The organism is Brevibacillus borstelensis (assembly GCF_003710865.1).
Classification (GTDB): domain Bacteria; phylum Bacillota; class Bacilli; order Brevibacillales; family Brevibacillaceae; genus Brevibacillus; species Brevibacillus borstelensis.
Window position 1 is genome coordinate 62,805 of record NZ_RHHO01000039.1, and the last position, 26,233, is coordinate 89,037.

General features: G+C 53.9%; 26 protein-coding genes and 2 pseudogenes. 22 read left to right on the top strand and 6 right to left on the bottom strand.

What is annotated here, in order from left to right:
• Positions 1-10 precede the first annotated feature (10 nt).
• From def to rpe, 8 genes are all read left to right on the top strand, one after another.
• Entirely contained in the window at positions 11-487 is a 477-nt protein-coding gene (def, locus tag EDM54_RS19845) for a peptide deformylase (protein WP_003386140.1), read from the top strand.
• 30 nt (positions 488-517) lie between these two features.
• Positions 518-1,444: a methionyl-tRNA formyltransferase gene (gene fmt, locus EDM54_RS19850; protein WP_172921162.1), complete on the top strand. Its 927-nt coding sequence runs from the start codon at positions 518-520 to the stop codon at positions 1,442-1,444.
• A 3-nt stretch (positions 1,445-1,447) separates the two neighbouring features.
• Entirely contained in the window at positions 1,448-2,794 is a 1,347-nt protein-coding gene (gene rsmB, locus EDM54_RS19855) for a 16S rRNA (cytosine(967)-C(5))-methyltransferase RsmB (protein WP_122958688.1), read from the top strand.
• Between the two features lie 200 nt (positions 2,795-2,994).
• Positions 2,995-4,065: a dual-specificity RNA methyltransferase RlmN gene (gene rlmN / locus EDM54_RS19860; RefSeq protein WP_003386137.1), complete on the top strand. Its 1,071-nt coding sequence runs from the start codon at positions 2,995-2,997 to the stop codon at positions 4,063-4,065.
• A 4-nt stretch (positions 4,066-4,069) separates the two neighbouring features.
• Entirely contained in the window at positions 4,070-4,831 is a 762-nt protein-coding gene (locus tag EDM54_RS19865) for a Stp1/IreP family PP2C-type Ser/Thr phosphatase (RefSeq protein ID WP_024982915.1), read from the top strand.
• Positions 4,832-4,836: 5 nt separating this feature from the next.
• Positions 4,837-6,789: a Stk1 family PASTA domain-containing Ser/Thr kinase gene (gene pknB, locus EDM54_RS19870; RefSeq protein WP_122958689.1), complete on the top strand. Its 1,953-nt coding sequence runs from the start codon at positions 4,837-4,839 to the stop codon at positions 6,787-6,789.
• An 18-nt stretch (positions 6,790-6,807) separates the two neighbouring features.
• The gene (rsgA, locus tag EDM54_RS19875; RefSeq protein WP_003386133.1) at positions 6,808-7,698 is read left to right on the top strand and encodes a ribosome small subunit-dependent GTPase A; all 891 of its coding nucleotides are present in this window, start codon (positions 6,808-6,810) and stop codon (positions 7,696-7,698) included.
• Positions 7,692-8,339, top strand: a complete 648-nt coding sequence (rpe, locus tag EDM54_RS19880; protein WP_122958690.1) for a ribulose-phosphate 3-epimerase — start codon at positions 7,692-7,694, stop codon at positions 8,337-8,339. Before rsgA ends, rpe begins: the two co-directional genes overlap by 7 nt.
• Before the next feature lie 65 nt (positions 8,340-8,404).
• Here the strand turns inward: rpe and EDM54_RS19885 are convergent.
• Positions 8,405-8,829, bottom strand: a pseudogene (locus EDM54_RS19885) (RDD family protein).
• Between the two features lie 50 nt (positions 8,830-8,879).
• On the bottom strand, positions 8,880-10,010 hold the full coding sequence (locus EDM54_RS19890; RefSeq protein WP_122958691.1) for a M20 family metallopeptidase: 1,131 nt from the start codon (positions 10,008-10,010) through the stop codon (positions 8,880-8,882).
• Between the two features lie 392 nt (positions 10,011-10,402).
• Here EDM54_RS19890 and EDM54_RS19895 point away from each other — a divergent pair, with 392 nt between their 5' ends.
• From EDM54_RS19895 to spoVM, 6 genes are all read left to right on the top strand, one after another.
• Positions 10,403-11,224 (top strand): transporter substrate-binding domain-containing protein, encoded by an 822-nt coding sequence (locus tag EDM54_RS19895; protein WP_122958692.1) that lies wholly within the window; start codon positions 10,403-10,405, stop codon positions 11,222-11,224.
• Positions 11,225-11,293: 69 nt separating this feature from the next.
• On the top strand, positions 11,294-11,953 hold the full coding sequence (locus tag EDM54_RS19900) for an amino acid ABC transporter permease (protein WP_003386128.1): 660 nt from the start codon (positions 11,294-11,296) through the stop codon (positions 11,951-11,953).
• Positions 11,946-12,668: an amino acid ABC transporter ATP-binding protein gene (locus EDM54_RS19905; RefSeq protein ID WP_122958693.1), complete on the top strand. Its 723-nt coding sequence runs from the start codon at positions 11,946-11,948 to the stop codon at positions 12,666-12,668. Before EDM54_RS19900 ends, EDM54_RS19905 begins: the two co-directional genes overlap by 8 nt.
• Positions 12,669-12,836: 168 nt before the next feature.
• Entirely contained in the window at positions 12,837-13,397 is a 561-nt protein-coding gene (gene thiT / locus EDM54_RS19910; protein WP_003386126.1) for an energy-coupled thiamine transporter ThiT, read from the top strand.
• 179 nt (positions 13,398-13,576) lie between these two features.
• Positions 13,577-13,753 carry a hypothetical protein gene (locus EDM54_RS26565; protein ID WP_024982910.1) on the top strand — a complete coding sequence of 59 codons (177 nt, stop codon included), beginning with the start codon at positions 13,577-13,579 and terminating at the stop codon, positions 13,751-13,753.
• 21 nt (positions 13,754-13,774) lie between these two features.
• Positions 13,775-13,858 carry a stage V sporulation protein SpoVM gene (spoVM, locus tag EDM54_RS19915; RefSeq protein ID WP_003386125.1) on the top strand — a complete coding sequence of 28 codons (84 nt, stop codon included), beginning with the start codon at positions 13,775-13,777 and terminating at the stop codon, positions 13,856-13,858.
• Between the two features lie 99 nt (positions 13,859-13,957).
• Here spoVM and rpmB read toward each other — a convergent pair whose 3' ends face one another.
• Positions 13,958-14,146: a 50S ribosomal protein L28 gene (rpmB, locus tag EDM54_RS19920; protein WP_003386124.1), complete on the bottom strand. Its 189-nt coding sequence runs from the start codon at positions 14,144-14,146 to the stop codon at positions 13,958-13,960.
• A gap of 401 nt (positions 14,147-14,547) precedes the next feature.
• On the opposite strand from rpmB, the gene EDM54_RS19925 reads away from it, so the two are divergent.
• The 4 genes and pseudogenes from EDM54_RS19925 (at position 14,548) to EDM54_RS19940 (ending at position 18,158) form a co-directional block, all read left to right on the top strand.
• Positions 14,548-14,913: an Asp23/Gls24 family envelope stress response protein gene (locus tag EDM54_RS19925; protein ID WP_003386122.1), complete on the top strand. Its 366-nt coding sequence runs from the start codon at positions 14,548-14,550 to the stop codon at positions 14,911-14,913.
• 13 nt (positions 14,914-14,926) lie between these two features.
• Positions 14,927-16,630, top strand: coding sequence for a fatty acid kinase ATP-binding subunit FakA (gene fakA / locus EDM54_RS19930; protein WP_122958694.1), 1,704 nt, complete (start codon positions 14,927-14,929; stop codon positions 16,628-16,630).
• Positions 16,631-16,680: 50 nt separating this feature from the next.
• Positions 16,681-17,535 (top strand): fatty acid kinase binding subunit FakB, encoded by an 855-nt coding sequence (fakB, locus tag EDM54_RS19935; protein ID WP_122958695.1) that lies wholly within the window; start codon positions 16,681-16,683, stop codon positions 17,533-17,535.
• A 248-nt stretch (positions 17,536-17,783) separates the two neighbouring features.
• Positions 17,784-18,158 (top strand): annotated as a pseudogene (locus EDM54_RS19940) (GNAT family N-acetyltransferase).
• A gap of 93 nt (positions 18,159-18,251) precedes the next feature.
• On the opposite strand, the gene EDM54_RS27075 reads toward EDM54_RS19940, so the two are convergent.
• The 3 genes from EDM54_RS27075 to EDM54_RS27080 form a co-directional block, all read right to left on the bottom strand.
• Positions 18,252-18,380: a hypothetical protein gene (locus EDM54_RS27075; protein WP_255320315.1), complete on the bottom strand. Its 129-nt coding sequence runs from the start codon at positions 18,378-18,380 to the stop codon at positions 18,252-18,254.
• 76 nt (positions 18,381-18,456) lie between these two features.
• Positions 18,457-19,692 (bottom strand): amidohydrolase family protein, encoded by a 1,236-nt coding sequence (locus EDM54_RS19945; RefSeq protein ID WP_122958696.1) that lies wholly within the window; start codon positions 19,690-19,692, stop codon positions 18,457-18,459.
• A gap of 2 nt (positions 19,693-19,694) precedes the next feature.
• Entirely contained in the window at positions 19,695-20,195 is a 501-nt protein-coding gene (locus EDM54_RS27080) for a hypothetical protein (RefSeq protein ID WP_255320316.1), read from the bottom strand.
• 471 nt (positions 20,196-20,666) lie between these two features.
• On the opposite strand from EDM54_RS27080, the gene sdaAB reads away from it, so the two are divergent.
• The 4 genes from sdaAB (at position 20,667) to EDM54_RS19970 (ending at position 26,181) form a co-directional block, all read left to right on the top strand.
• Entirely contained in the window at positions 20,667-21,332 is a 666-nt protein-coding gene (gene sdaAB, locus EDM54_RS19955) for an L-serine ammonia-lyase, iron-sulfur-dependent subunit beta (RefSeq protein ID WP_024982905.1), read from the top strand.
• A gap of 26 nt (positions 21,333-21,358) precedes the next feature.
• Positions 21,359-22,246 carry an L-serine ammonia-lyase, iron-sulfur-dependent, subunit alpha gene (gene sdaAA / locus EDM54_RS19960; RefSeq protein WP_122958697.1) on the top strand — a complete coding sequence of 296 codons (888 nt, stop codon included), beginning with the start codon at positions 21,359-21,361 and terminating at the stop codon, positions 22,244-22,246.
• Positions 22,247-24,301 (top strand): ATP-dependent DNA helicase RecG, encoded by a 2,055-nt coding sequence (recG, locus tag EDM54_RS19965; RefSeq protein WP_024982904.1) that lies wholly within the window; start codon positions 22,247-22,249, stop codon positions 24,299-24,301.
• 284 nt (positions 24,302-24,585) lie between these two features.
• Positions 24,586-26,181 (top strand): hypothetical protein, encoded by a 1,596-nt coding sequence (locus tag EDM54_RS19970; protein WP_003386112.1) that lies wholly within the window; start codon positions 24,586-24,588, stop codon positions 26,179-26,181.
• The last annotated feature ends 52 nt before the right edge of the window (positions 26,182-26,233 follow it).

The following is a 26,233-nucleotide window of genomic DNA, read 5'->3' on the forward strand; positions in this document are numbered from 1 at the left end:
TAAACAACAAATGGCTATTCGCACAATTGTCAAACACCCAGATCCAATCCTGCGGGAAAAAGCAATCCAGGTAAGAAATTTTAACGCCAACCTGCACAAGCTGCTCGATGATATGGCGGAAACGATGTACGATGCTGACGGAGTAGGCCTGGCGGCGCCGCAGGTAGGCATTTCCAAACGCGTCATCGTCATGGACTGCGGCGACGGTCTGATCGAAGTGGTCAATCCGGAAATTATTGACCACAAAGGAGAGCAGTTTGACTATCCGGAAGGCTGCCTCAGCATCCCGGGACTGCGCGGGGATGTCCGCCGCCACAAATGGATCAAGCTGCGCGGACAAGACCGCAACGGCAATGTCTTTGAAATGGAAGCGGACGACCTTCTGTCCCGTTGTGCCCAGCACGAGATTGACCATCTGAACGGCGTTCTGTTTATTGACGTGGCAGACCGGGTTTATACGGTAAATCCGGACGAGGAAGGGGAATAAATCGAATTGAAAGACGTGCGCATACTCTTTATGGGAACGCCCGACTTTGCCGTTCCCTGCCTGGAGGCACTGATCGCAGACGGGTATACGGTTGTTGCGGCCGTCACCCAGCCTGATCGGCCTGTCGGACGCAAACAAGTGATGACGCCGCCTCCGGTGAAGGAGGCGGCTTTGCGGCATGGCATTCCCGTGCTGCAGCCGGAGAAGATCAAAGCGCCGGAAGCGCTGGAGGAAGTGCTTTCGCTTCGCCCTGATCTGATCGTCACGGCTGCATACGGGCAAATCCTGCCCAAGCAATTGCTCGAAGCACCGGGATTTGGCTGCATAAATGTCCATGCGTCGCTGCTCCCGAAATACCGGGGCGGCGCTCCCATCCACAAGGCGATCATCGCCGGGGAAAAGGAATCGGGCGTAACGATCATGTACATGGTGGAAGCGTTGGACGCAGGCGACATGCTCTCCAAAGTCACCGTCCCCATCGAAGAGCGGGATACAGCAGGCACACTGTTTGACAAGCTGTCGGCAGAAGGCGCCAAGCTGCTGGTGAAAACACTTCCGGGACTTCTGGCCGGAGAAATCGTGCCTGAGCCGCAGGATCACGAGCAAGCGACGTTTGCTCCGACGATCAAGCGGTCCGAGGAGAAGGTCGACTGGACCAAAACAGCGGAGGAAGTGTACAACCAGGTCAGAGGATTAAACCCATGGCCAGTTGCTTTTACAACGTATCAAGGAAAAAACTGGAAAATATGGTGGGTAGAAAAGCATTCTGCGACCAGCCAAGGCGCCGAGCCGGGCACGATCATCGCCCTCGAGCAGGACGGCTTGGTAATCGCTTGCGGCAGCGGGGCGGTCAAGCTCACCGAATTGCAGCCGGAAGGGAAAAAACGGATGAGCGCTCTCGACTTTTTGCGGGGAGCGGGCGGCAGCTTGGAAATCGGCACAAAGGTAGGAGAATGACAAGTGGCAAAAAAAGGTGCGCGTGACATTGCCCTCGATGTCTTGAACCGGGTGGAAGAACATCAGTCTTACAGCAATTTGGAGCTTAAACACGTCCTGAACCGAGAGGAGTTGCGCGCTCCCGATGCCGGGCTGGTGACGGAGCTGGTGTATGGCACGATCCAGCGCCGACTGACGCTGGATACGGCACTGGATCGTTTCATACGGGGCAAGAAGGTGCAGACATGGGTGAAGAATTTGCTTCGCCTCAGTCTATACCAGATTCGCTTTCTCGACCGGATTCCCGATCGGGCGGTCGTCCATGAAGCGGTAGAAATCGCCAAGCGGAGAGGACATCAGGGCATCGCCTCAATGGTAAACGGCGTTTTGCGCAACGCTCTTCGCAGTCCCGATCTGTGGGACAAGCTGGGCAGCGGTGATGACGCTGCACGGCTTTCGATTGAACAATCCCATCCGGAATGGCTTGTGCGCAGATGGGCGGGGCAATACGGAATAGAAGAGACGAGGCGGATTCTCGAAAGCAACAACCGCCCGCCGCGCACTTCCATTCGGGTCAATACACTGAAGTCCACGAGAGATGAGCTGCTGGGCAAGCTGAGGGAGCAGTTTTCAGCAGTCGAGCCTTCCATCGTCAGTCCAGACGGCCTTGTCATGGAAGGCGGCCATGCAGCCGGGACAGAATGGTTCCGCCAGGGATTGTTCACTGTTCAGGACGAAAGCTCTATGCTTGTGGCCCCTGCGCTCGCTGCCGATCCGGGCATGCGGGTGCTTGACGCCTGTGCGGCGCCGGGAGGGAAAACGACCCATATCGCCGCGCTGATGCAGAACCGCGGAGAAATCATCGCAAGTGATGTGCATCCCCACAAGCGCGATCTGATTGCCCAAAATGCAAAGAGACTGGGGATCACCATTATCGAACCGATTGTTTCAGACGCCTTGCATCTAGGCGAGAAAAAACTGGGTACATTTGATCGAATCCTGCTGGATGCCCCTTGTACAGGCTTTGGCGTGATTCGGAGAAAGCCGGATCTCAAGTGGAACAAGACGCCGGATGACGTCAAAGCAATCGCGGAGCTTCAGTACAAGCTGCTGGAAAGCGTAGCTGCGCTGCTGGCTCCGGGAGGTTTGCTCGTATACAGCACGTGTACGATTGAACCGGAGGAAAATCAGCTAATCGTTCAGCGATTTGTGAAAAATCACCCGGCTTTTGAGCTTGATCGAACGCTTGCAGACGACCTGCCAGCGTCGGTTCGCGATAAAATCGACACTACTGAGGGCTTTGTTCAAGTATTGCCGCACCACTTTGAAAGTGACGGCTTTTTCATCGCCCGATTGAAACGAAAAGCGTAGCAAACAAGGGGGTGGCATGCCGTTTTCCGGATAAGCCGCTCCCTTGCCGTTTGTACTCGGATGGAATGGTTTACACTAGGAGAAGCGATGCATTTTGCGTTGTGCCACCGATTTCTTGTTTGATGCGACAGACAATGCAGGGTACAATGATAAGATGACGATTTGCACCAAGCTAATGACTTGAGGATGTGAAAAGAAGAATGCCACTGACTTCCTATACGAGCGAAAAGCCGCTCATTTACAGTTTGACACCGGACGAGATGAAAGAATGGCTCGTCGAAATCGGAGACAAGGCGTTTCGTGCCCAGCAAATTTTTGACTGGCTGTACGTCAAGCGCGTCCGTTCCTTTGAAGAGATGACCAACCTCTCCAAAGACCTTCGCCAAAAGCTGTCCGAGACTTTCCGGATCGAAGCGATGGAAGAGATCACCCACCAGACCTCTCAGGACGGAACCGTCAAGTTTTTGTTCAAGCTTGTCGACGGTCACGCCATCGAGACCGTAATCATGCGTCACAGCTACGGCAACAGTATCTGCGTGACGACCCAGGTGGGCTGCCGGATCGGCTGCACGTTCTGCGCATCCACGCTGGGCGGATTGAAGCGCAACCTGGACGCCGGCGAGATCGTCGCCCAGGTGCTGATGGCGCAGCGAAAGCTCGATGAGGAGGGCGCACGCGTCAGCCACGTCGTCGTTATGGGGATTGGCGAGCCGTTCGAAAACTTCGAGAACCTGATCGCCTTTCTGCGAATCATTAACGACAATCGCGGCCTGAACATCGGGGCCCGCCATATTACGGTATCCACAAGCGGAATCGTACCGAAAATTTACGAGTTTGCCGAACGCGGCGGACAGGTCAATCTGGCAATCTCGCTGCACGCCCCGAATACGGAGCTGCGGACCAAGCTGATGCCGATCAACCGCGGCTTCCCGTTGGAGAAGCTGCTGGAGGCATGCCGTTACTATATCGCCAAGACCGGACGACGCATCAGCTTTGAGTACGGCCTGTTCGGCGGGACAAACGATCAGCCCGAACACGCCGAGGAGTTGGCCGATCTGATCGGTGACATGCTGTGCCACGTCAATCTGATTCCGGTAAACTATGTGCCGGAGCGGGATTACGTACGGACTCCGCGAAATGAAATCTTCCAGTTCAAAAACATCCTGGAGGACAGGGGCATCAACGTCACGATCCGGCGCGAGCAGGGAAGCGATATTGCTGCTGCCTGCGGACAGTTAAGAGCCCAATATGCGAAAGAAACCGTGGGGTGATTCCATGGAAATGGCAATGAAATCTCATGTCGGCTGCGTGCGCCAGGTCAATGAGGATTTTTATGCGTGCATAGCCGATGTGAGCGGACGTGTGTTAGCAGTCGTAGCAGATGGAATGGGCGGGCATCAGGCTGGCGATGTAGCCAGCCGCCTTGCCGTTGAGCGAATAGTAAAAGAACTGCGTCATCTGGATACAGGACTGGATCGGGAGGACGAACGGGAGAAGCTGATGAACGCTCTTCTGCTCGCCAACGACGAAGTCTATCGATACGCGCAGGAGCACCCGGAATGCAATGGCATGGGCACGACCGTTGTGGCCGCTTTGCTCGGCCCGACAGGGGTCGTAACCGCCCATATCGGGGACAGCCGTCTGTACCATTTTCAAAATGAAGAGCTGGTGCAGAAGACAGAGGATCACACGCTTGTTCACGAGCTGTTGAAAAGCGGTCAGATCACTGCGCAGGAAGCATCTGTTCACCCGCAGCGCAACGTGATTATGCGAGCGCTTGGCACGGAGCCTGATGTCCGCATCGACCTTGGCCAGTTTGAGTGGTCGGAGGGCGATGTCGTTCTGCTGTGCTCAGATGGTTTGACAAATAAGGTGCAGTCCGCATCTTTGATTGATTGGCTGAAAAAGCCGGTGTCCCTGCAGGATCAGGTGGACGGTTTGGTTCATCAGGCCCTGGAGGCAGGCGGCGAGGATAATATCACGTTGGTGGCCGTTCGCAATCAGGCAAAGGTTGACACCGTTCAGAAAGAGGGGTGAGCGAGATGGAAGGTCAACGACTGGGGGGACGCTACCAGCTTGAAGCCCGCGTCGGTGGAGGCGGGATGGCGATCGTGTACAGGGCCAAAGACTTGGTTTTGAATCGACCGGTAGCTGTGAAAGTGCTCCGTTCGCAATTTGGGACGGACGAAGATTTCGTCACCCGTTTCCGCAGGGAAGCTCAGGCGGTGGCAAGCCTGTCTCATCCCAATGTAGTCGGTGTCTACGATGTGGGACAGGATGGCGATACCCATTACATGGTCATGGAATACGTGGAAGGGTATACGCTGAAAGAATTGATAAATCGCAACGGGGCTATTCCGGTTGAGGATGCCGTGGAGATCGCAGCGGAAATCTGTGATGCATTGGATCATGCGCACGCCAACCAGATTATTCACCGCGACATTAAGCCGCACAACATTTTGATCGGGAAAAACGGCCGTATCAAGGTAACGGACTTCGGCATTGCGAGAGCCGTTACTTCAACGACAATCACCCATACAAATTCGGTGCTCGGTTCCGTTCATTACTTTTCGCCTGAACAAGCGCGTGGCGGTATTACGGCTGAAAAATCGGACATCTACTCGCTCGGTATTGTGCTGTATGAAATGGTGACCGGCAAGCTGCCTTTTTCCGGTGAGTCGCCGATCTCTGTCGCTCTGAAGCACCTGCAGGAGCCTCTGCCGGAGCCGCGTCAGGTTAATCCAGCCATCCCGCAAAGCGTGGAGAACGTCATTTTGAAGGCATTGGTCAAGGACCCGACCTTGCGTTACGGATCGGCTCGCGAAATGCTGGATGATTTGGAAACGTGCCTGTTGCCGGAGCGGCTGAATGAAGAAAAAATCCAGTTCCCTGTTGACGATGAAGCGACCAAAGCCTATCCCGTCATTACGCAGGAAATGCTGGAAGGACAAGGGCGGACAGGAACGCCATCGCGCCAGGAGACCGAAGAGGAGAAAGCCAAACGCCCATGGTGGATGAAAACGGCCCTGTGGACGGGAGCGGTCGGATTGTTCTTCGTTCTCGCCTTTCTGGGCTTCAATCTGGTCATGGAGCTGTTTCCTTCTGTGCCGGAAGTAGACGTGCCGCTCGTCCAGGGGAGCGAACGGACGGTTGCGGAACAGGCGATCCGGGCGGCCAAGCTCGTCCCCCACGTCGTGGAGGAAGCCAGTGATACGGTGGAGAAAGGGATGGTCATCAGCCAGGACCCGTCACCACCGATGAAGCTGAAGGAAAATGCCGTCGTTACGCTGTATGTCAGCACTGGACAAGAGGCGATCAAAATGCCGAATCTGGTCGGGACGGTTCGGACAGTCGCAGAAAATGAACTGAAGTCAAAAGGATTCAAAATAACCGACAAGACGTTCACGGAAAAAGAATCGGATGACGTCCCAGCAGGTGAGGTCATTAATCAATTCCCGCCGGCTGATCAGGAGGTCGTGCCCGGCAAGACGGAAGTCCTCGTGGAAGTGAGCAAAGGAAAGGCACAGGTAACCATGCCCGATGTTCGCGGGGAAACGCTGGAGCAAGCGCGGATAGAGCTATTCAAGCAAGGTCTTTTGATCGATGAAACAGCGATCAAAGCAGAGCCGTCATACCTGTATGGCGAGCCCAACAGAGTGATTCACACCCTGCCGTACGATCCGGGGATGAAGGTCGAGAAGGGCACAGCCATCCCGGTTACAGTCAGCAACGGGCAATACCCGGCAGACGCCAAGATCACCAGCACCCCGGTTTACGTAGAAGTGTATCCGGGTGAGGGAGAAATCCCGGTGAAAATCACTGTCAGTGACGCCAGGGGAGACAATCAGGTTGTCGTAGACGAGAAAATCACGGAAAGCAGGACCTTCGATATTCCCATTGTCCTGTCTCCGAAGAAAAAGGCAACGATCAAGGTTATCCGCGCCGGTGTGGAATTATCTAACGAAGAAATCAGTTACGACAGTATTATGTACTAAGCAGTTGGGGGGACATGAATGCCAGAAGGACGGATCGTCAAAGCGTTAAGCGGGTTCTACTATGTGGACGACGGCAACCGGGTTTACCAATGCCGGGCGCGAGGGTTGTTCAAGAAAAAAGGAGCCAAAGTAAATCCGCTGGTCGGGGATTGGGTCGTGTACGATCCGACCAGTGAGACGGAAGGATATGTCATGGAAGTGGGGGAACGGACTAGTGAGCTGGTTCGTCCTCCCATCTCTAACGTGGATCAGGCAGTCCTTGTTTTTTCTATGGTCGAGCCTGCTTTCACCTCCTTTTTGCTGGACAAGTTTCTCGTGCATACGGAGAATGCAGGCATCGATTCCGTAATCGTACTTTCCAAGGCAGACAAGGCTTCGGAAAGCGATGTGGAGGCGATCGTTCGCAAGTACGAAGCGATCGGCTACCGCGTCATCCCTACCTCGACGAAGCAGGAGCGCGGGATTGATTCGGTGCGGGAGGTGCTTCGTGATCGTATCTCTGTTTTTGCCGGTCAGTCCGGTGTGGGGAAATCGTCCCTGATCAATGCCTTGTTCCCTGGCACGAGTCTGCAGACAGGCGATATCAGCCAAAAGCTGGGGAGGGGACGCCACACAACCCGCCACGTAGAACTGATTCCGCTGGAGGGCGGCGGTTATGTAGCGGATACGCCGGGATTCAGCTCGCTTGAATTCATCGGAATCGACGAGCTCGATCTGGCTGAGGCCTTCCGTGATTTTGCCGCTCTCAGCAGCGAGTGCAAGTTCCGCGGCTGCCTTCATGTCAGCGAACCCTCCTGTGCCGTCCAAAGCGCTTTGGAGGAAGGCAAAATCGACCTGGAGCGTTACGAGCACTACAAGCAATTTCGGGAAGAACTGAAAGAATACCAACGGAGGAACAAACCATGGTAAAAATCGCCCCCTCAATCTTGTCCGCAGACTTTGCCCGTCTGGGCGAGGAAATCCGCGATGTTGAACGCGGAGGCGCGGATTGGATTCACGTAGATGTAATGGATGGACACTTTGTTCCCAACATTACGATTGGACCTTTGATCGTCGATGCGATTCGTCCGGTGACGACGCTGCCTCTGGACGTCCACTTGATGATCGAAGAGCCAGACCGCTACATCCCGCAATTCGCCAAGAGCGGAGCAGACTGGATCACTGTCCATCAGGAGGCTTGCCGTCACCTGCATCGAACGATCCATCTGATCAAGGAGCAGGGAGTAAAAGCAGGCGTTGTCCTGAATCCGGCTACACCGGTCTCGACCATTGCACCGATGCTTGGCGACCTGGACATCGTTCTGCTCATGACGGTCAACCCGGGGTTCGGCGGCCAAAAGTTCATCCACAGCGTCGTGCCGAAAATCAGAGAGCTGCGCAGGATGCTGGACGAGCGCGGTTTGGGGCACGTCGAGATCGAAATTGACGGCGGGGTAAACCCCGAGACAGCCAGGCTGTGCGAAGAAGCGGGGGCGACAGTCCTCGTGGCTGGCAGCGCGGTGTTCAATCAGGCGGATCGGGCAGCGGCCATTGCTGCGATTCGCGGGTAAAAAAGTGCACGAAAAAGACCGGGACATCAGCTCCCGGTCTTTTTGCATACTTGATGATAAGAGTATTATGGCTGGTTCGAAGTCACATACGTACCTGCAATCAAATCGTGAATGGCGCGTTTGTCTTCGCGAACGCCCACCATGATGGCGCTGACGATGGCCGCAATGCCAAAAGTAAGACCGTATACGAGTCCCATGCCGACAATCAGGCGAAGCAGCATCGTGCAATGCCGACCGGGCTGCCGTCTACTTTCACAATGCGAACCCCGACGATTTTCTTCCCAACCGTATAGCCATACCAAAATACTGGCAGCAGCAGGGAGTAAAGGGTAGAGATCAGATTGGAGACGAGATTGTCCTCCAAGCCTCCTGTGATCAACCAGGTGAGAAGGATCAATGGAACACCAATAATAATTCCATCAAGCAAGTTTGCACCTAGGCGTCGCCAAAAACCGACAGGGTTAATTGGCAATGGTTTTGCTGTTTCCATGTTGTCACACTCCTATATTTTTGTCCTATTATATGCACAAAAAGGAAAAATTACAAGGTTGTGAACAATCTTGCCAGGAGAGCGATTTTTTGTGGAATGCTGTCGATTTCGACGTGCTCATGGGATGCGTGGGCACCATCGCCATTCGGTCCCAGACCATCGAGTGTGGGCGTCCCGACTGAAGCGGCAAAATTTCCGTCGCTGGTGCCCCCTACGCCTGTTTCCGTCAAATCGAAGCCTTCCAAACGCGCTTGTTCGCGGGCATGGAAAAACAAATGTTCCGTCCCGGCTGTCCGCTCCATCGGCGGTTTCGGGATGCCTCCTTCGACGATCAGCTCGGCACCAGGCAGGACAGGCTGCAGCTGGTGCATCAAGCGGGTAATCCGTACCGCTTCCTCTGCTGTAGACACCCTTACATCAATGACCGCTTCTGCATAATCCGGCACGACGTTGCTCACGCTGCCCCCTTGGATGGTTCCGACGGAAAGGGTGGTACCAGCCTCGTAATTCGTCCAGGATTGAATCGTCAGCACGTGATGGGCCAATTCTTCAATCGCATTGATTCCTTTGGCATGGTCATTCCCAGCATGTGCGGCCCGGCCCTTGACCTTCAGCAAAAATTCTCCGCCGCCTTTTCGGCTTGTCTTGAGGGAACCGTCACCGGCTGCCGGTTCGATTACTAGCGCGCACCGGCTCCGTTTGGCCTCTTCCTTGATCAGCTCCTCTGAAGACAGGCTGCCTGTCTCTTCGTCCGTATTCCAGAAGAAAACGAGCTTGCGGGAGAGGGGCAGCTTTTGCTCGATGATGGCCCGCAATGCGTAGTAGCAAAAAACAATTCCCGCTTTCATATCGTATGTTCCCGGCCCGTAAACCTTGCCGTCCTCGATCCGCCACGGCTCGCGGCTCAAGCTGCCAATCTCTTTGACCGTATCGAAGTGACCGAGAACAAGAATTTGCTCCTCGCCCTCACCGTATTCCACGCGCAGCTGGTCTCCGTACTCATGTTGCGGATATGTATCCACCCGGCAGCCGAGGGCCCGGAAACGGTCGGCAATGAATGCGCCTACCCGATCTACGGCCTCCTTGTTGTGTGTAGGCGACTCCATTTCCACATAACGGCGAAGCTCCTCCAGGATGTCTGGCAGCTGATCGCGGAAGTATGCTGTCCAGTTCGCAGTCATATTCCATCCTCCTGTGATTGTATGTTTGTTTTTGATCCTATTCATTATGCCAGAAAGCGCTGACGAATGATTCTTTTTTTCTGTAAATTTGTTCATTATCTATCATCTTTTTCATTTCGCTTTAAAGTGAAGGGGAGAAAAAGAGACAAGCTCGTACCGAAACAACAAGAACCAGCTGTCATGAATCGCGGATCAGAAATGATGTCCCTATTCTTATGTGAATTTTATAAATATTCAGCGAAATAATTTTAGTATTGATTAAAATACTCATTTCATTGTATAAATATTAGTTGTTGGGCAAAGTTCTTTTTATTCCTTGTTACAAACAGTTTTGCACTTATGTTTTTTGTAAAACGATTCAACAGATACAAGATGACGAAGGGGGATTCATCATGAAAAAATCTGCACTCGCTTCACTTGCACTTTCTTCTCTTTTGGCTGTAGCCGTACTGGCTGGCTGCGGCACAGGAAATCAGCCGGGCACTGCACAGCATCCTGCAGGCCAGGATTCTGCCGGACAAGCCGCAGGAGGCGGAAAGAAGCTGGTCATGGCTACATCTGCTGACTACAAACCGTATGAATTTCACGATTTGTCCAGCGGGAAGGACGAGATCGTCGGATTTGACATCGACATTGCCAAGTACATTGGAAAAGAGCTCGGCTATGAAATCGAAGTGGTCGACATGAACTTTGACGGACTGGTACCGGCGCTTCAGACCAAGCGCGCCGATTTCGTCATGGCAGGCATGACGCCAACGCCTGAGCGTCTGCAGAACGCCGACTTCTCGACGATCTACTATGATGCGAAAAATACGATTGTCGCCAAAAAGGAGAGCAATCTGACCAAGCCGGAGCAGCTTGCGGGCAAAAAGATCACCGTACAAACCGGCTCCATTCAGGAAGGTGCGGCCAAGGAACTGCAAAAGACCATCCAAGGTCTGGAGATCGTTTCGCTGAACAAAACCGGTGAGATCGTGGAAGAAGTCAAAACAGGCCGTGTGGATGCAGCGATCCTGGAGGATACTGTAGCCAAGGGTTATGTGGAAGCGAATCCGGAACTGCAGTTCACCACCATCCAAAGCGATGAGGTTAACGGCTCCGCTATCGCATTCCCGAAGGGTTCTCCGCATGTGGAAGAGTTCAACAAGGTGATCAAGACCATGCAGGAAAACGGCGAGATGGACAAGCTGATCAACAAATGGTTCGGCCAATAATCAGCTGACAGAAGGGCCTTGTTCCCGGTCTAGACAGCGCAGTTTTATTCGAAAAGGAGTCGAAAGGGCATGAGTTTGGATTTTGCACAAATTGTGCCCTATATCCCCTTTATAGTAAACGGGATAAAGGTCACATTACAGGTAACACTTCTGTCGGTCGTGTTCGGTTTTATCTGGGGCTCCTTGCTGGCACTCATCAAAATTTCCAACATTCGTCTGCTGAAAGGATTTGCGGTCGCATATACGTCTGTCTTTCGCGGCACGCCGCTCATCCTGCAGCTGACGTTCGTCTACTTTGCCACGCCGCAGATTACAGGCTACAACATTTCAGCGTTTGAAGCCGCCGTTTTGACTTTTACGCTCAACTCCGGGGCGTACATCTCCGAGACGATCCGCGGCGGAATTATGGCCGTAGACAAGGGGCAATGGGAAGCGGCCAAAGCTCTCGGCGTTCCGTACCGCAAAATGATGACGGATATCATTTTGCCGCAAGCAGTGAAAAACATCCTGCCTGCATTGGTAAACGAAACGATCGCGCTCTTGAAGGAATCGGCACTTGTATCTACGATCGGCCTTGCGGACATCATGCAGAACGCCAATATCGTCAAAGGGACGATTTTCCGCTACTTTGAGCCGTACCTTCTGGCGGGCTTGCTCTATTACGTCATGGTCATGCTGCTCACTTGGGTGGCGCGTGTGCTGGAGAGGAGGATGAGACGCAGTGATTAAGATTCAGAATGTGAGCAAGTCTTTCGGCTCGCTCGATGTTTTGCACGACATCTCCACTGAGATCGGCCGCGGTGACGTGGTGGCGATCATCGGTCCATCCGGCTCCGGCAAATCGACGCTCTTGCGCTGCATGAACCTGCTGGAGACCCCGACAAAGGGAACGATCGTCATCGACGGGCAAGCCATTACGGATCCGAAAGCGGATGTGATGCGCATTCGCCAAAAGATCGGCATGGTGTTTCAGCATTTTCACCTGTTTCCGCACATGAGCGTGCTGGACAATCTCACGTACGCTCCTGTCAAGGTCAAGGGACTCTCCAAAGCGGCGGCGGAAGCCAAGGCAAGGGAGCTGCTCGCTCGTATCGGGCTGTCCAACAAGGCGGATGTCTTCCCGAATCGTCTTTCCGGCGGACAGAAGCAGCGGGTTGCGATCGCCCGTTCCTTGGCGATGGAACCGCAAATCATGCTGTTTGACGAGCCGACATCGGCGCTCGACCCGGAAATGGTCAAAGAGGTATTGGATGTCATGAAGGGACTTGCCGATACGGGGATGACAATGGCGATCGTGACGCACGAGATGAATTTTGCCCGCGAGGTCGCCGACCGCATCTGTTTTCTTGACGGAGGAAGATTGGTGGAGGATGCGCCTCCGAGCGAGTTTTTTGTGAATCCCAAAAGCGAGCGGGCCAAGCAGTTCCTGGAAAAAATGCTGTAACAAAGAATGGATGTCACGCTTCGGAGCCTGCAGGCTGCGAAGCGTTTTCTTTTTTGACAGACATTCGGCCTTGGGCTAGAATCAGGTTGAGCCGAGTAATTATTGGTGTATTCTGCTATTTATATTCGGTATTGCCTTTTTACAAATGAAAAGGGAGTGTAGAAACAAATGTCTAGGCAACGATTGCTTATCTTGCTGGAAATGGCGATGATGACAGCGCTCGCTCTTGTATTCAGCGAGATCAAGGTATTTCAAATGCCGCAAGGGGGATCTGTGTCCCTCGTGATGGTGCCGATCGCGCTGCTCGCGGTGCGTCGCGGCCTTTTGCCGGGAGTGACATGCGGTATCCTGGTTGGTGTACTGCAAACCTTCTTTGGCAGCGGTTACGTTCATCCGGTCCAGCTGCTGCTCGATTATCCGGTCGCATTCGGCGCTCTGGGACTGGCAGGGCTTGTCCGCCTGTCTGCGATCGAGAAGCGTACGAACAAGGTTACGGCTCTGTGGAGCGTCCTGTTCGTCGGCGTGATCGGACGGTTTGTCTGTCACTTTCTCTCCGGGGTGATCTGGTTCGGCGAATATGCGCCAGAGGGCATGCCGGCTGCGCTGTACTCCTTCGTCTACAACATCACCTATCTGCTCCCGGAAATGATCATCACAGGGATTGTTTTGACCGTCGTCATGTCGAGTGCGCCTCAGCTTTTGTTCCCGGTGCGAAACAGACTGGCGTAACGAAGCTTTTACCAAAGAAACACGCATATTGGCGGCTGGTGCCGCATAGAGTATTCAGGCAGCGAAATGTTGCCTGAATTTTTTTTGTTTCGACAAGGTGAGACACATGTTTATCCCAGAGCGGAATAAGATGTAATATGCACGTTTCGAAAGAACGCCCGAAGGAGGTGCGGCATGAAATGGGATTGCGCTCCTTTCGCCTGCGACAGGGGGGCGCCTTGCGACGTGTTCTCGGGGTGGCATTGGCTGTCGGAGGTATTACCATTCTATTGTACTCGGCACCTCCATGGGTTTGGTATAGCCTGTTGGCGGTAGGACTCATCGGGGCCGGCTGGTATTTGTATCACAAGAAGTAATTTCGGTAAGGAGGGGTAGTCATGCGGTTTTACACCATCAAGTTGCCGAAGTTTATAGGTGGCATGATTCGCGCTGTCATCGAGGCATTTAATAAGAAGAAATGAAGGCAGCGGTCTCCTTCAGTCGAAGCAGGGGAAGCAGCAGAAAAGCAAAAAAGCACCTCGTGGGTGCTTTTTTTACTGATGTTCGGTTGAAACGCGAAACTATACGCGAGTTACCAGGCCGGATTTCAGCGCTCGAGTGCTTACATAAACGCGCTTCGGTTTACCATCTACGAGAATGCGCACTTTTTGTACGTTAACACCCCATTTGCGGCGATTTGCGCGCATGGAGTGGGAGCGAGCGTTACCAGTTTTGCCAGAACGGCCAGTTACAAAGCAGCGACGTGCCATTACGATCCACCTCCCTCAGATGCATATAAACGGGATACTTTGTTTTGTTTAGATAATACAAACACTTGCTTATCTTAGCATACGCCCCTGTCAATTGCAATACTTGACATGAGGAAAAGCCATTCTCCTTCTGTTTTGGGGGTCATTCGACAAAACGCTTCATTTCTACCTATTGATAGTGTAAAATTGGGAGAAGCATGGAAATGCATTGGGTTGCTGCTTCTTCAATCGAAGAAGTTCTTTTGACAAGCGGCATTTTTTGTACACGCACTTTGCAATAGGTGAGTGGATATCGGAGCAGATCTATGCGGTATGGATGGTGGCAATGTCGTACATGCTTACTGGTACGGTTACTGTTACAATAGACGGCGATGCCGTTTGAAAAAAGGAGGAGTCCTTGCATGACAGTGGAAATGAGCACACCTCTTGGTAAAATCGATGTGACAGAAGATGTGATCGCGCGGATCGCTGGAGGCGCCGCCATGGAAGTGTTCGGCCTGGTCGGCATGGCTTCACGCAAAGCGCTCAAAGACGGAATTGCCGAGATGCTGGGCAGAGACAACCTCAGCAAAGGGGTAGTCGTCCATAACCAGAACGGCGAAGTCATTCTGGACATGCATATTATCGTCACTTACGGCGTGAAAATTTCTGAGGTTGCCGGCAATGTTCAAAGACGCGTTCGCTACACCTTGGAGCAGATGGTAGGCATTGATGTGACAGCAGTTAATATTTTTGTACAGGGAGTCCGTACAGACAGGGATACGTAAGGAGGAACATCAGTTGGTACATACGCGTCTTGACGGCGTGCTGTTTAGCCGGATGGTTTATCTGGGGGCGAGGCTCCTGTCCAGCAACGCCAAAGTGGTGGATGGATTAAACGTCTTTCCCGTTCCAGATGGTGACACGGGGACAAACATGAATTTGACGCTCACATCGGGAGCAGAGGAACTTGCACGAAAGGAATCTCCCAAGATCGGAGAGTCTGCGGCCGCCCTTGCCAGAGGTCTGCTGATGGGAGCGAGGGGGAATTCCGGCGTGATTCTCTCCCAGTTGTTTCGCGGATTCAGCAAAGCGGTAAACGGAAAAGACGAGATTAACGCCCGCCAGTTTGCCGAAGCGTTAAAGGCCGGAGTAGATTCCGCCTACCAGGCAGTGATGAAGCCGGTTGAGGGCACGATTCTCACTGTAGCCCGAGAAGCGGCCGAAACAGCTGTACGGACGGCACGCACGACAGACGATGTTCTCTTCGTCATGGAAAGAACCTATGAGCAGGCCCAGGAGACGCTGCTGCGCACACCCGACATGCTGCCCGTCCTAAAGGAAGTAGGCGTGGTGGATTCGGGCGGACAGGGACTACTCTTTGTATACGAGGGCTTCATCCGTGCGCTTCGCGGTGAAACGGCGGATCAGGTCAAGGAAGCGAAGCCATCGATTGCTTCGCTCGATATGGAAGAACTGGTTCACGAGCACCACAATGCACAAGTCCATATGAAAACAGAGGACATTCATTTTGGCTACTGTACAGAGTTTATGGTTTGGCTGACGCATAGCACGGAAGCCAACAAAAAGCCGTTTTCAGAAGCGGCATTCCGTACCCAGCTCGATCAGATGGGGGATTCTCTGTTAGTCATCTCTGACGATGATATGGTCAAAGTACATATACATGCCGAGCACCCCGGCAACGTGCTCCAATACGCACAGCAGTTTGGCAGCCTGCATCGGATCAAGATCGAAAACATGCGGGAACAGCACGGCAACATCCTTCGCGAGGAGGAGCGGAAAGCGGCCGCACAGGTGCCTGCTGAAACTGCTCCGGCAGCAGCCGCTCAGCCCTATGGATTGATTGCTGTTGCGGCTGGTCCTGGACTGGCTGATATTTTCCGCAGCATGGGTGTTCACGTAGTCGTGGAAGGCGGCCAAACGATGAATCCGAGTACGGAAGACTTCCTTTCCGCGATTGACGGGCTGCATGCAGACGAGATTGTTATTTTGCCGAACAACAGCAATATTGTGATGGCGGCGAAGCAGGCGGCCGAGCTGACGGACAAGTCCGTTACGGTTGTTCCGTCCAAGAGCATTCCGCAGGGGATGGCTGCGCTGATTGCTTTTAACGCAGGCGCGTCTCCGGAGGCCAATCAGCAGGCAATGACTGCTTCTATCGAACAAGTGAAAACAGGCATGGTAACCCATGCGGTTCGCGATACGAAAATGGGCGATGTCGAGATCAAGCAGGGAGACTTTATCGGCATTGCTGAAAAAGAGATCGTCTCATCCGGCCCGGATATGATGGCGATCGCAAAGGAACTGCTGTTCCAGCTTGTCGATGACGAGACTGGCATCGTGACGATTTTTATCGGGGAAGGCGCTGAAGAGAATCAAGCGGACGAACTCGCACAGGCGTTGGATGAAGCTTTCCCGGACGTGGACGTGGAAATCCACGAGGGCGGACAGCCGCTTTATCCGTTTATTTTCGCTGTAGAGTAGTCATAGAGGGCTGCGCTTTTGACTCGCTTCCCTGGAGAGGAGTTGTGTAGATGTCCATTGTGATCGTAACGGACAGTGCGGCTGACATCGATTCCGAGCTGCGGGAGTCGCTCGGAATCGTAGCAGTTCCGCTGAAGGTGATGTTTGGAGAAGAAACGTATTTGGACGGGGTCTCCATTACATCTGCCATGTTTTTTGAAAAATTGAAGCATACGGATGTGATGCCGACCACATCTCAACCGTCCCCGCTCGACTTCGCTGAAACGTACAAACAAATTCGGGAGCAGCACGGCAAAGATGTCCAAATCATCGTCATCATGCTCTCCGGTTCGCTTTCAGGTACGTATCAGTCTGCCGTCATCGCACAATCGATGATGGAAGAACAGCTTGATATCACCGTCATTGATTCGCGTAAAGCTTCATTTGTTTACGGCATGCTCTGTGTCGAAGCGGCCAAAGCAGCGCGCGAAGGGAAGAGCAAGCAGCAGATACTCGACATGATCGATCGTTTTCTCGATGAAGTGCAGGTCTATTTCATCGTTGACACGCTGGAGTTTCTGCAAAAGGGTGGCCGCATTGGCAAGGCTTCAGCGGTCATCGGCTCCTTGCTTAACATTAAACCGATTCTGACCTTGGACCCTGCGGGGTACGTAGCTGCTTTTGACAAAGTAAGAGGGACCAAAAAAGCGATCGCCCGTGTGAAGGAAGCATTGAAGGAATACGCCTCGGACCAGCCGGTGAAGGTAGCGATGCTGCACAGCGCCGTACCTGATCAAGCGGCGGAGCATTTGGCGGCGATCAAGCAGGAGTTTCAGGTGACCGAGTCTTTCTTGCTGGAGATCGGCCCGGTGATTGGTACCCATGTAGGCCCGGGATTGCTCGGATTTGTGATGGTAAAAGAATAGACGTCCTTTTCGAAAGAAAAACCTCCTCGTGTGCTTCGAGGAGGTTTTTTATACGGTCCTGTGCTCTCCCGGTACATGTTGCGGCGCGCTGCATGGCAGTTGCGGACCATATGCTCTGGAAAACAGGGGGACTGTCATTTACACAATGAGCATGTTTGAAAAAACAAGGAGGGTGTATTTGCATGCTGGCGACAGAGCGTCTTGTATTTCGTCCGTATACAGCAGAGGATCTGGATTTTTTGATGTCGATGACAGGTGATCCGGAGGTGATGCGGTATATCGGTCAAGGGAATGTCTGGACCAGAGAACAGACCGCCGAACGGCTGCGCATGTAGATGAACCGCTATGAAGAGGAGCAGGGGCTTGGACTGATGGTCGTGGCAAGGAAGTCTGATGGTGAACTGATTGGGCACGCAGGACTTGTTCCCCAGCTCGTCGATGAGCGCAAAGAGACAGAGGTTGGGTATTGGATCTCGAGAAGGCATTGGGGACAAGGCTATGCGTCCGAAGCTGCCCTGGCCTTGCGGAATTTCGGCCTGTCTCATCTGGGAAAAAAGCGGCTGATCTCGCTCATCCAATTTGACAATCATAGCTCAGTGAAGGTAGCGCGGAAAAAGGCATGAACTTTGAACGTGAAATCGTGTTCAACGGGAAAAGCATTGCGCTGTATTCTCTAACGCGGCAAGGCTGAAAGTGCCTAGCCTCCCCATCAGTTTCTATACCAAGTGATTCGCTTTATAAATGTCTGCCCGACGGCTCTCCATGTAGATAAACGGGTACTGCTCTTTAATCCGCTTGACTTCTGACAGATCCAGCGTGACGATTCCCAATTCTGGGTGTCTCAAGCAGACGCCACCCGAACTGTCTCTTCTGCCTGTTTCCCTTCCCATACCGGGATGAGGTTCTGCGCTACCAGCTCAATCAGCCTTCTCCGATACGATCAATTACCTTCACCCCGCGATAGTACACCTGCCTGATGTCCTCTTCGGAGGTTATCTCCAGTCCAGGCACACCTGCTGTCACCAGAAAATTCGCTTCCAGTCCCTTTCCCAAACTGCCGTAACGCTTTTCCTTCCCAAGGACCATTGCTGGATTGCGGGTGATGAGCGAGAGGATCTCGTTTTCCCCATACCCTTGCTTTTGCAAAAGCTTCATCGCAGGCTGGGCGATGGCCATCAGCGTCTCCGGCCCCTTTAATTCCCGATCCGGAAAAGAAAGCCAGGAGGCCTGCTCGTGTGGAGGCAAGTAGGCATCGGTAGAAATGGCGGTGGTCACCCCGGCCTGAACCAAGCGGCTGATTTGCTCCGGGGAATTCGGCAGTTCATGTGTGCCGCCCAGCGGAGTCGCGACTATTTTTATGTTCTTTTGGGCAGCTTCGATAATTTGCTGCTCGGTAATCCCGTGAGCGTGATGAAGCACATCCACTCCTGCAGCAAGGGCCATACGGATCGCTTCTTCGCCGCCGACATGAACGCCAATCGATTTGCCCGATCGGTGGAAAGCATCGACGACCTGGGTCAATTCGCTCTGTTCATAAATGATCTCGCCCGCCCGAGGGACCTCCTCCGGCTTGAAATTGGCCGGTGTGGCGTTGAGAAACAGATTCTCTCCTGGGTATTCGCTCTCGCCCGCCAGCACGTGCACGATCTCAGGGGCAGCTAAGCGCTCCCTCTCGACCGGATGGGGGCCGGTAGCCGCGGTAAAATGAGCAAGCTGCGAAAATCCAATCGAGATACTGGACAGAGAAAAGCAGACATCGATGGGCACAAAGGAAGCGAGACGACGATAAAAAGCGAGGTCGAAGCTGCACTTTGGATGCCCGCAAATTTGTTCCCCAAGGGCCGTAATCCCGCAGGACAGTGCCTTGAGCAGAAGCGACATGCCGGCGGCTCCATGTGTTTCTTCCGTTACCGGAAACAGTGATCCGGGAGCGAACTCCAAAAGGTGGGTATGGCAGTCCGCCAGCGAAGGGGCAATGACCCAGTCCCGGCAGTCGAGCAAAGCCACTCCATTCGCCCGATGCTCTACCCAAAGCTTCTCCCAGGGGCCAATGTCAGCGATCAGCCCGTTTTTCACAAGCATGGCTCCGTCGTTGATACTGCCTTTTTCGGTTACGGTCACCAGCTTCTTGGCCCTGATCATATACGTTCCGCTCATGTTTACACCACCGAAGGCGTCACAAAGTATCCGATCACAAAAGCAGTGACGAGCCGCATGAGCATGCCGATGACAGCGGCTGCCATCGCTTCACGCTCCGTCAAGTCGGAATGGGCCGCCCATGTCGCAGGAACCTGTCCGAAGATCACTGACAAGGGCAGCCCCGAGGAGGCGAGGACAAAGGAACCGACAGCAAGGCGCGGGTCGATGCTTGCGGCGATTTTTTGCAGCTCAGCCATCGCCAGCGTGGGACTGGCCAAAAGGGACAGCATGCCTGTCGCAGGCTCGATGCTCAAAGCGGAGAGCAGCAGGGTAAAAGCGTTCTCGATCGGTTGCCAAACGCCAATGTATTCCAACAGGCCGATGACCCCAAATACGACAGCAACCGCGGGGATAATGACCAGCAAGAGCAGCTCCGTTCCCTCTTTGGCAGCGTCAAAGACCGTTTTGAGGTAAGCGGTGCCGGGAGTAAAACGCGGAAGCTCCGATTTATGGACAGCCATTTCATGACAGGAGCAAATACGCGGAACAGCGCATCTGTAAACCCGAGCCGTTCCAGCATCCTTCCGACGATGACGCTGACAATGACGGCAATTCCCACTTCCCCCGTGAGGAAAATGTCGACAACAATCGGAAATACTTTTTTGATAATGGCATCGAACAGGCCGGCCAGCGCATGCGGCCAGAACAACAGGGAAGCCAGAGACGACAAAACAAGGAAAATGCCGAGATATTCCACGCCTGTCCATTTTCTTCTTCCGGAGTCCTTCCGTTCGCTCATCTTGCTCGCTCCTTTCCTGGTCAAATCGCGCTTGCACAATCATGCTCCGTGCTGCAGTATATGAGCTGCCGCAGGAATGGGTGATGGCCCAGTTTCAATGAGAGGAACCTGTAGCGCTTTCAGAGGCGGTAAGATAAAATGAGAGTGAACCTTTCAAGGTGGAGAACCCCTTTGCATTCAGGAGGAGAACCGGGTGAAATATAAAAGTGTATTTGACATTATCGGTCCGGTCATGGTCGGACCTTCAAGCTCCCATACAGCCGGTGCTGCCCGGATCGGGCGGATAGCCCGCAAGCTCTTTGGCAGACAGCCGAAAAAAGCGGAGATCACGTTTTACGGTTCCTTTGCCAAAACGTATAAAGGGCATGGCTCCGATGTCGCGACAGTCGCGGGCATTCTTGATTTTGATACGTTTGATCTGCGGCTGAAGGACTCCCTGCAGATTGCCAAAGACCTGGGTATCGATATTGTGATCAACACTTCCGAAGAATTGACCGGTCACCCGAACACTTCGCGGATTCGCTTGAGCGACGATGAGAAGGATGTGGAGGTAGTCGGTGTTTCCATCGGGGGCGGCAAGATCGAGGTAACCAAGCTCAACGGCTTTGCCTTCCAGCTTGGCTTCGATACGCCGACACTGATGGTTTTGCACGAAGACCGCTTCGGAATGATCGCCGGCGTAGCCAAGGTGCTCACGCAGCATAAAATCAACGTGGGACTGATGGAAGTCTCCCGGCACGACCGCGGGTCACGCGCGCTGATGGCGATCGAGACGGATTCTGTCGTCCTGCCAGAGGTGCTGGAGGAAATCGGGAACATCCCGTATATTTTTGATGTCTCACTGCTTTCTTTACAGTAAAGCGGGAGGAGAGGAGTGAACAGGACATGTTTCGCAACGTAGCAGAATTGGTAGAACTGGCTGAGTCCCAAGGGAAAAAAATTTCGCAGGTGATGATTGAGGCGGAGATGGAGGTTTCCCAGCGGACTCGCGAGACCATTTTAACGGATATGTACACGAATCTGGACGTGATGGAAAAAGCCGTCCGGCGCGGACTGACGGAAGACATCCGTTCGCACAGCGGACTGACTGGCGGCGATGCGAAAAAACTGCAGGAGTACATGCGCACAAAGCCGTTTCTGTCTGGCCCCACCCTGCTCAATGCCGTCTCCATGTCGGTCGCTGTGAACGAGGTAAACGCGGCGATGGGCACGATTGTGGCTACGCCGACGGCAGGTGCTTGCGGAATTGTGCCAGGTACCTTGTTTGCCGTATCAGACAAGCTGAAGCCGACGCGCGAGGAGATGGTCAACTACCTCTTTACTGCCGGAGCGATTGGCTACTGCATTGCCAATAACGCGTTTATTTCCGGTGCTGCCGGCGGCTGCCAGGCGGAAGTGGGCTCGGCGACCTCGATGGCTGCCGCTGCGATTGTCGAGATGGCAGGCGGTACGCCGGAACAGTCGGCTCAGGCTGTCGCCATCGCCCTGAAGAACATGCTCGGTCTCGTTTGCGACCCCGTGGCCGGACTTGTAGAGGTTCCCTGTGTCAAACGGAACGCGATGGGGGCCGCGATCGCAACCGTAGCTGCCGATATGGCGCTTGCAGGGATCAAGAGTGTGGTGCCGACTGACGAAGTGATTGAAGCGATGTACCGGATTGGCTGCTCCATGCCGACTACCCTCAAGGAAACAGCACAGGGAGGTTTGGCCGCGACGCAGACCGGACGCCAGATCGAGGCCAAAATCTTCGGTGTGCAGCTGGAGAAAAAGTAAATGAACGAATGGTACGACGCGCCCGTCTCGCTCTTGCATGGGGTAGGCGAGGAGAGGGCCAAAGCTTTCGCAGGTTTGGGCATTGAGACTGTGGGGGAGCTGCTGGAGTATTTCCCGAGCCGCTATGAGGACTACCGCGTCCGCGATTTGACAGAGGTGAAGGACGGAGAGAGGGTAACGCTGGCAGGCACGGTCTACGGCGAACCCTCTGTTCGCTTTTACGGCAAGCGAAAATCGCGTATCTCCGTCAAGCTGGTCATGGACAGAGTGGTGGTGACGGCGGTCTGGTTCAACCAGACATTCGTGAAAAGCAGGCTCTCTCCGGGAAAAGAAATTCTCGTGACCGGAAAGTGGGACAAGCACAAGCTGCAAATCACCGTCAGTGAAATGACCGAAACCGACTCCGACCGGGCACAAAAGAGAGGGGAACTGGCACCCATTTATCCGCTCGGCGGAGATGTGACCCATACGCTTTTGCGAAAAACGATCCAGCAGGCGCTTCGCCAGTACGGCGAGCAAATCCCGGAGATTCTGCCGGCCGATATCGTCAGTCGCTACCGGCTCATGCCCCGGCCTGACGCGATTCGGTCGATCCATTTTCCGCAGGATGCCGAGAACGGACGCCAGGCGCGGCGGCGGATCATGTTTGAAGAGCTTTTTTTATTCCAATTGAAAATGCAGGCGCTTCGCCGGATTGCCCGGGAGCAGACAGAAGGGACGGCTCTGCAAATTCCGATGGAGGAATTGCGCACCTTTGTGAAGTCGTTGCCGTTCCCGCTGACGGATGCACAAAAGCGGGTAATCAAGGAGATTCTCACCGATATGCGTTCGCCGTACGCAATGAACAGGCTGCTTCAAGGGGACGTCGGCTCGGGAAAAACCGTAGTCGCGGCCATCGCTTTGTTTGCGGCAGTCAAAGCGGGTTTTCAGGGCGCTTTGATGGTGCCGACAGAGATTTTGGCTGAGCAGCACGTCCAGTCGCTGACAGGGCTTCTTTCCCCGCACGGCATCCAGGTGGCGCTGCTGTCCGGCTCGCTTACAGCCAAACGGCGTCGCGAGGTGATCGGAGCCTTGCAGATGGGCTTGATTGACGTCGTTGTCGGGACTCATGCCCTGATTCAGGAGGATGTGTTTTTCTCAAAGCTCGGCCTGGTAATCACGGACGAGCAGCATCGCTTCGGGGTGGAGCAGCGGCGCATTTTGAGAAACAAAGGCCTTACTCCCGACGTGTTGTTCATGACGGCCACACCGATCCCGCGCACGCTGGCGATTTCCGCCTTCGGTGACATGGATGTCTCCACGATCGACCAGATGCCGGCGGGGCGCAAGCCGATCGAGACTACGTGGAAAAAGCATGAGCAGTTTCACCAGGTGCTGGAGCAAATGCGAGAGGAACTCGTGAAAGGCAGGCAGGCGTATGTCATCTGCCCGTTGATCGAGGAGTCGGAAAAGCTGGACGTGCAAAATGCGATTGACGTTCATGCTCAGCTCTCGCAGGTATTTCCTGAGTACGGGGTCGGTCTTATGCACGGGCGCCTGCCAGCAAAGGAAAAGGATGCGGTGATGCAGGCCTTTCTTTCCGGGGAGTATGCGGTGCTGGTTTCGACGACCGTGGTAGAGGTAGGGGTAAACGTCCCAAACGCGACATTCATGATCATTTATGATGCGGAGCGGTTTGGGCTTGCCCAACTGCATCAGCTCAGAGGCCGTGTTGGCCGCGGCTCGGAGCAATCGTACTGCGTGCTGATCGCCGATCCCAAATCGGAGATCGGAAAAGAGCGGATGCGCGTTATGTGCGAAACGACAGACGGTTTCGAACTGTCGCGCCGCGATTTGGAACTGCGCGGTCCCGGCGACTTTTTCGGGACAAAGCAAAGCGGCTTGCCTGAATTTAAGGTGGCCGATCTGATGAGCGATTTCAAGGCATTGGAAGTGGCTCGCCAGGAGACGGCTGCTTTGGTAGAGAAGGAAGAGTTTTGGAAAAACAAGGAATACGTCTGGCTTCGCAGTTATCTGAAGCGGGAAGGTGTTTTGGACGGGATCGTCTTTGATTGATCGTCGTCAGCCAAAACGTCCTGGATAGAAGGCAGCTAGACGACTGCGCCTTTTCGAGTGAATGGACTCGGAAGGGCGTTTTTTGTTGGAATGAACTTTGTTTATCGAAGGATCAAACAAGCGGGACAGCATAAGATGAGTTGTGATGCTAGATGAGTTGTGATGCTGCCAACTCAAGCCAATTCCGCTGTAATTCCCACCAGTCCCGGCCGTATGGCTGAAACGAAACACGCTTTCCTACGTCTTACAGGGAAATATTGTTAAGAAGTCAAAGGAGCGAAATCATGGTTCAGATGAAACGCTTACAGGCATTCGCGCTGCTTCTCGCAGGCACATTGCTTTTAACCGGATGTGTTCCTGCCGCAAGCACAGGCACACCGCCATCCGGCAGCGGCGGAAATCAACAGCCGGAATCACAAGCGCCACCTGGGAGTACAACTCCGGGGACAACCCCGAATTCCTCCTCCGGGCATCCGCCAACGCCTTCCTCCGCCGAGTGGAATCCAGCAGAGATTCCGTTTGACTATGCATCGATGAAAGCAGATGTTGTGATCCGACTGGATGAGGAGCCGGTACTGCAATCTCCGATCAGGACTCCGGTTGGTAGTGGACCGCAGACATTTACGTTGTTCTTTCGTCAGGCGATGGACCGAAGCAGTGTGGTAGAAGCGATTGAATCGCGGATAAAAGAGAAGGCGTCTGCCGAGGAATGGTTTATCGAGCCCGACCTGGAGTTCCGTTGGGTCCATGATAAACAGCTTCACCTCCGGGCGACACCCAGGACGAGAGTACAGCCGGAAGACGGAATAAAGGAGTATGTATTGGATGTAAAAGGCGCACGCACCGCCAGCGGCCATGTTCTGTCGGAACCCCCTGGCTTCCTGGCTGTTGTTCTTGCTCCCAACCAATTGTGGAAGGTGAGCCTGGATGGAAAGGTGCGGGAGCAGATCAGCGGGTATCCCGGCTCGTATCATAGCGACTCTTTTCTCGACCCTGAGCAGCGATATCTGCTCTTGAGGCGGTATACGGAATATTGCGAATGCGACGCGCGGCATCCCCTCCTGTACGGGATCTATGACAGGCAGACGAACGAGCTGACTCGCTATCCAGTGGAGCTGACCACCAGTTACCGGGGGGAAGGCGCATTTGTTGCCGACCGGCGCGGCTTTTTTTATGCGGCACCGCAAGAGGGGCAAAACATGCCTGTCAGTGAAACTGCGGTTCCCGTCGAGATAGGGGAATTCGTTCACGGAGCCGACTTTAGCCATGACCGAAAAAAGCTGATCATGGCTGTTGGGCCCAAAGACCAGGAGCAAAATCTGGACCTGCTGCTGCTGAATCTGGAAACCGGAGAAAAGCAGCGGTTGACCGGTGCGCTGAAAGGCTTTGTGCCTATCGATGAAATGTACGGAGATGTCATCCCCATTTCCTTTGATGATGACGGGCGGCAGTTCACTTTTGCGATGCGGCAGAGCCGTAGTTCCTTCGACCAATTGCGTTACCGCTATGACTGGAAGACGGAAAAGGTCAGCGCGTGGAACCCGCCTGTTCCGAGAGATGCTTGGGCTGGCTATACGCAAACCGATGACGGGATGTATCAGATGTATTGGAATGCGGGGCTGTTTAAAGGAAAGGAGCACCTGATGGATTTCCAGGGAGAAGGGTTGTGGCTCCCAAACAGTCACCGGTATTTGTTTGCGAGACATAAAGAGAACGCGGAAGGGCACGCGGTCGCGATGGACATTATGGCTTTTGACGCTGACCAGCGAAAGACGGACACGTTGATCACAGACCTCTCCTTCGGAATCAGCTTTATCGGTGCAAGCGCTGACGGTCAGTGGCTGTACTTGCTGAGCAGCGGCGACCTTCAGCCGCACTGAGCAGGAAAGCCTTTCCCAGATGGAGATAGTTTGGTAGACAGCGCACCTCTTA

What these genes read in the sequence shown, in the direction of transcription:
- EDM54_RS19970 (WP_003386112.1), top strand. Translation starts at nt 24,586, where the DNA reads ATGGTTCAGATGAAACGCTTACAGGCATTCGCGCTGCTTCTCGCAGGC.
- rpe (WP_122958690.1), top strand. Translation starts at nt 7,692, where the DNA reads ATGGTAAAAATCGCCCCCTCAATCTTGTCCGCAGACTTTGCCCGTCTG.
- EDM54_RS26565 (WP_024982910.1), top strand. Translation starts at nt 13,577, where the DNA reads ATGGGATTGCGCTCCTTTCGCCTGCGACAGGGGGGCGCCTTGCGACGT.
- fmt (WP_172921162.1), top strand. Translation starts at nt 518, where the DNA reads ATGGGAACGCCCGACTTTGCCGTTCCCTGCCTGGAGGCACTGATCGCA.
- def (WP_003386140.1), top strand. Translation starts at nt 11, where the DNA reads ATGGCTATTCGCACAATTGTCAAACACCCAGATCCAATCCTGCGGGAA.
- recG (WP_024982904.1), top strand. Translation starts at nt 22,247, where the DNA reads ATGAACGAATGGTACGACGCGCCCGTCTCGCTCTTGCATGGGGTAGGC.
- EDM54_RS19945 (WP_122958696.1), bottom strand. Translation starts at nt 19,692, where the DNA reads ATGAGCGGAACGTATATGATCAGGGCCAAGAAGCTGGTGACCGTAACC.
- EDM54_RS19900 (WP_003386128.1), top strand. Translation starts at nt 11,294, where the DNA reads ATGAGTTTGGATTTTGCACAAATTGTGCCCTATATCCCCTTTATAGTA.
- rpmB (WP_003386124.1), bottom strand. Translation starts at nt 14,146, where the DNA reads ATGGCACGTCGCTGCTTTGTAACTGGCCGTTCTGGCAAAACTGGTAAC.
- EDM54_RS19925 (WP_003386122.1), top strand. Translation starts at nt 14,548, where the DNA reads ATGACAGTGGAAATGAGCACACCTCTTGGTAAAATCGATGTGACAGAA.
- EDM54_RS19865 (WP_024982915.1), top strand. Translation starts at nt 4,070, where the DNA reads ATGGAAATGGCAATGAAATCTCATGTCGGCTGCGTGCGCCAGGTCAAT.
- thiT (WP_003386126.1), top strand. Translation starts at nt 12,837, where the DNA reads ATGTCTAGGCAACGATTGCTTATCTTGCTGGAAATGGCGATGATGACA.
- spoVM (WP_003386125.1), top strand. Translation starts at nt 13,775, where the DNA reads ATGCGGTTTTACACCATCAAGTTGCCGAAGTTTATAGGTGGCATGATT.
- fakB (WP_122958695.1), top strand. Translation starts at nt 16,681, where the DNA reads ATGTCCATTGTGATCGTAACGGACAGTGCGGCTGACATCGATTCCGAG.
- EDM54_RS19890 (WP_122958691.1), bottom strand. Translation starts at nt 10,010, where the DNA reads ATGACTGCGAACTGGACAGCATACTTCCGCGATCAGCTGCCAGACATC.
- EDM54_RS19895 (WP_122958692.1), top strand. Translation starts at nt 10,403, where the DNA reads ATGAAAAAATCTGCACTCGCTTCACTTGCACTTTCTTCTCTTTTGGCT.
- rsgA (WP_003386133.1), top strand. Translation starts at nt 6,808, where the DNA reads ATGCCAGAAGGACGGATCGTCAAAGCGTTAAGCGGGTTCTACTATGTG.
- pknB (WP_122958689.1), top strand. Translation starts at nt 4,837, where the DNA reads ATGGAAGGTCAACGACTGGGGGGACGCTACCAGCTTGAAGCCCGCGTC.
- sdaAA (WP_122958697.1), top strand. Translation starts at nt 21,359, where the DNA reads ATGTTTCGCAACGTAGCAGAATTGGTAGAACTGGCTGAGTCCCAAGGG.
- EDM54_RS27080 (WP_255320316.1), bottom strand. Translation starts at nt 20,195, where the DNA reads ATGGCTGTCCATAAATCGGAGCTTCCGCGTTTTACTCCCGGCACCGCT.
- rlmN (WP_003386137.1), top strand. Translation starts at nt 2,995, where the DNA reads ATGCCACTGACTTCCTATACGAGCGAAAAGCCGCTCATTTACAGTTTG.